Annotated in this window: 4 protein-coding genes; 1 reads left to right on the top strand and 3 read right to left on the bottom strand. The window is 37.9% G+C overall.

All coding sequences use genetic code 11. The features are described from left to right. Together istA and ABD010_RS02985 are read right to left on the bottom strand one after the other, a co-directional pair. A partial coding sequence (istA, locus tag ABD010_RS02990; RefSeq protein ID WP_343810185.1) for an IS21 family transposase occupies window positions 1–786 on the bottom strand: 786 nt, incomplete at its 3' end. 157 nt (window positions 787–943) lie between these two features. Next, window positions 944–1,276 (bottom strand): hypothetical protein, encoded by a 333-nt coding sequence (locus ABD010_RS02985; protein WP_343810184.1) that lies wholly within the window; start codon window positions 1,274–1,276, stop codon window positions 944–946. A 388-nt stretch (window positions 1,277–1,664) separates the two neighbouring features. Here ABD010_RS02985 and ABD010_RS02980 point away from each other — a divergent pair, with 388 nt between their 5' ends. Next, window positions 1,665–2,855 (top strand): IS110 family RNA-guided transposase, encoded by a 1,191-nt coding sequence (locus ABD010_RS02980; RefSeq protein WP_343810183.1) that lies wholly within the window; start codon window positions 1,665–1,667, stop codon window positions 2,853–2,855. Window positions 2,856–3,010: 155 nt separating this feature from the next. Here the strand turns inward: ABD010_RS02980 and ABD010_RS02975 are convergent, their stop codons facing one another. Beyond that, window positions 3,011–4,018 (bottom strand): serine hydrolase domain-containing protein, encoded by a 1,008-nt coding sequence (locus ABD010_RS02975; protein ID WP_343810182.1) that lies wholly within the window; start codon window positions 4,016–4,018, stop codon window positions 3,011–3,013. Window positions 4,019–4,199: the final 181 nt, after the last annotated feature.

Here is a 4,199-nt window from a genome sequence, read left to right as displayed (position 1 = left end):
CTGCCGTGAAACATAGCCCACAGCCCCTTCGACACTTGACTTATCTTTGGGTTTTCTGACCCGGCTCGGAACGATGACTGTACGATAGTAGTCTGCCAGTTCACGATAAGCTTCATTGAGAAGAGGTTCAACTCGATGCGTTTTTGTAACCCCTGTTTTCAGATTATCCGGAACCAAGGTTTCAGGAACTCCACCAAAGTATTCAAATGCATGGATATGAGCCATAAGCCAATTGGGTGATTTCATATCTAAAAATGCTTCCACGTAACTTAATTGACTGTAAGGCAATGTCGCAACAAATACATACGCTGGAATCGTTTCGCCTGTTGAACGATCCATAATATGCAGCGTTGAACCAGCCCAATCCACCTCCATGATTTCACCCGGTTTTCTCCGAATTGGCATCGTTAATTTATATTTCTTCGCATACTTCCCATAGTTCTCACAAAAAGTTCTGTAAGCGTAAGGGATTTTTCCACCCTCACGTGCTTCTGTTGCGTACTCATGATGTAATAAGGCCAAGGTAACATTCTTTTTCTGCAATTCCTTATGCACCCTTTCCAAATCAATCGGGAAATAACCTTTCTCAATGGCTTGTTTCTCCGGGAAGAGAAACGCCTCCAACCATGGATTGGTCATAGTATCATTCAAACTTTCTACACCAAGTTTCTTGGCGCGTTGAACGACCTCAGAGACTGTATTCCTGGAGTGACCAGTGCTGGAACTAATCGTTCTTTGACTGACCCCTTCAATATACAGCTCCAGAATCTTACGGCAATTAACCATAAAAAAACCTCCTGTATAATATTGTCATGCTTGTTTGCATGCAATTTTTATTATACAAGAGGTTATTCTGTTTATCGTGGTATTGGCTCTCCAGTCCGCAGAAGGTGGCTCATTTCTCCGCACTAGCTGGCTCAAAACTCCGCATAAGTGGCTCAATTCATCCGCAATAATCAAACTGAAGTTCGTTAAAATATGATTTAGCCATTTCATTATTTGATTCATTAATAGCGCCTAAATAAATCTGTTTCCATATTTCAGTTGAAGGACATAAATGTATTAGATCACGTGAGGTATATGCTGGTAAAGGTGTTTCTGAAAAAACCGATGTTGCGGATTCAAAATCATGAAACACAATACCTTTTGGTTCATTAATTTCACCATATTTTCTAAGATTGTCCTTATAATCCAAAAGGAATGGAAATATTTTGTTTCCGTCACTGACAACAGTTTCTATGTATTCAGGATTTGTAACGGAATATGCTGTTTTCATTTACTCTCTCCCCCCTAATCGCTTATACACCTTCTATTTTTAGACTTCTATATAATTATTTTATGCTATGATACACTCCAACACAGGCGCTAATCCTTACTACGGAATAGCGCCCTCGTATATTATTATTAACCAGATTTTTTCTGGTGTTAATCCTATATACCTATCATTCACGGTATAATGGATTTAAATCAGAGAGAGGATGTCGTTCTGCGCCCTTGAAGCATTGTCTTCGTGCAAAAGACTGACACCTCTTTCTTTATAGACCTATTCGAATAAGCTGGATGACACTTAGTTGTCGTATATCGAACGAGGTTGGGTATCTGTAAAGTACAGAGGGTTTCCTCCCACTCTGATTAATTCTACATTGGGGTATTGGGGTGTTATAATGATTTATCTTGGCATTGATATTGGAAAACGGCATCACGAAGCTGGATTCATTAACGAAAAGGGCAATTCTATTGGAAAAACAGTACGTTTCGCTAACTCTAAAACAGGCAGTGATAAACTCCTTAAATTCCTGAATCAGCACCAAGCCACACCCGAAAATTGCATTTGTGGTATGGAAGCCACTGGTCATTATTGGTTATCTGTTTTTTCTTTTCTTCATAAACTTAAGTTTAAGGTTACCGTTTTTAACCCGATGCAGTCCGATGCTTTACGAAAATTTTATATTCGTAAGACAAAAACAGATGTGAAGGATGCCTTTCTCATTGCCCAGGTAATTCGAATTGACTCTCCGAAAGAAACGCCTTTTATAGAAGAAGATTTACTTCAACTTCGGCATCTTGAGCGATTACGTTATACTTTAGTTGACCAAAGCTCCGATGTTAAACGGAAAGTCATCGCTTTATTAGACCAGGTGTTCCCGGAATATGAACAGATCTTTTCTGATGTTTTCGGTGTTTCTTCCACTGAAGTTCTTTTAAACTATACATTACCAGAGGACCTACTAAACATTGACACCGATAAACTTGCTGACTTACTCAACACTGTTAGTAAAGGACGTTATGGAAAAACAAGGGCACGCAGTAAAGCAGAACAATTAAAGGATAATGCACAACATACCTTTGGAGTTTCCATCGGTTCAGATGTTTTTAGGATGCAGATCCAACTTTTATTGGAACAAATCATGTTACTTGAAAAACAATTAATACAAATCGAGGAAACCATGATGGAGCTCTCGAATCGACAAGAGCATTTTTTAACGACCATTACTGGAGTGAGTCACGTAACAGCTGCTGTCATATTAGGTGAAATTGGATCCATTAATCGCTTTGAGCGCCCTGGACAGTTAGTCGCGTTTGCCGGTTTAGATGCGTCCGTTAACCAATCGGGCGAGTTTAACAGTTCCCATACCAAGATCTCAAAACGCGGCTCCCCTTATCTGAGACGCGCTATTTGGCAAGCAGCATTTGTGGCTAGTTTTAATGATCCTGCATTATCCCTTTATTATCAAAAGTTAAGAAGTCGAGGTAAAGCCCATGGAACTGCGGTAGGTGCTGTCGCAAGGAAATTAACACACATTATTTTTGCGATTTTGAGAGATGGGAAACCCTATCAACCTCGAGCTCAATGACAAAAAACAATGTCATATCTTAAATTTTTAATCACCAAGTAGGTGGTTTATTTGTCATGCAAATTTTTCTGGTGAAGCATAAAAGAATTACAGAAAAATTATTTTCAAATAATGCTTGACTTTTTATAGCTGGTCTTTTGCGGAAGACCAAATGATTACTTATTGAAATTATCAGCAACAATATTGCTAAATTCTTTAAGATAGTAGAGATAATTATCATTTCCGTAGTTATATCTTTTGTTATACATCTTTGCTACCACTACATTGTATTTTGGTATTACAAGCAATGTAGGACCAGTCACTCCAAGGATTTGATGGGAGCAACTTGGTACTCGATTGCCTAATTCACTCATTTCTCTAGGAATATCCTGAACAAACCAGAACATTCCATTACGAGGTAAGTCTTTTTCCAAATCTTTTGGTGTATGTATTCTGATGGCTATTTCAATAACCTCTTTTGGAACAATTTGTTTACCATTAAAGACTCCTTTATTTAAGAAAAGACTGCCCCATGATGCAAATTCTCTAGTTGATACAAAAAGATTGGACTCCATTCCATCATCACTCGAACCTGATGCGTCTTCGCCATTATTTTTGGGATCAATGATCACCCTTACCAACTCATCGTTATCTTTTGTTTCCCATTTAGTTCGTACTAATCCCATTGGCGAAAATACTCTTTCATATAATAATTCAGGAAAAGGAACACCATATAACTTTTGTATCAACTGAGTCATAAGCTTTATGTTTATTCCTCTATAAGCCCAACTTTCACCAAATTTGAATTCTCTAAGAATTTCTCCTCGGTGATTTTCATCAAGTCCATGAGTGTGAGTAACCATATGCCTGATTGTGGTCTTCCCAAGTATTTCAGGATCTATGTCCTCAAAGTACTTACTAGCATAATCTTCAACACTATGTATTTTTCCTTCATAAATAGCAAAAGCCATACACAATCCTAAATAACTTTTTCTGGCAGAAGCAACATTGAATCGGGAATTTTCATTTATAGGTACTGCATTAATCGTATTAGATTGATAACCACTGTAATGTTCTAATACAATCTCATTGTTTTTTAATATAAGAAGTGCAGCTCCAGAGCTATGATTTCTCTCTTTAATATCTTCTACCCAAGAAATTATTTTTTCGTACGTTGATTCCACCTTTAATGTACTCCCCTTCCACCTTGCTTAAAACGCCAATTATTTGAAAACCGATGACCGTCCATCACTCTTTAATGCATAGAAATGAGGCTTCTCATCTTCCCGAAAAGCGCCCGTTTGATGAATAAGGCTTAGGCGTCGTCCCTCAAGTTCATTTTCATGTATGAAGCAATTTTTTGTT

It is taken from the genome of Virgibacillus siamensis (assembly GCF_039522605.1).
Taxonomy (GTDB): domain Bacteria; phylum Bacillota; class Bacilli; order Bacillales; family Amphibacillaceae; genus Lentibacillus; species Lentibacillus siamensis.
The sequence above is the reverse complement of the archived record's forward strand: the minus strand, read 5'-3'. Positions and strand labels throughout refer to the sequence as shown.

Coding starts and splice junctions, on each gene's coding strand:
- ABD010_RS02985 (WP_343810184.1), bottom strand. CDS start 1,276: ATGAAAACAGCATATTCCGTTACAAATCCTGAATACATAGAAACTGTT.
- ABD010_RS02980 (WP_343810183.1), top strand. CDS start 1,665: ATGATTTATCTTGGCATTGATATTGGAAAACGGCATCACGAAGCTGGA.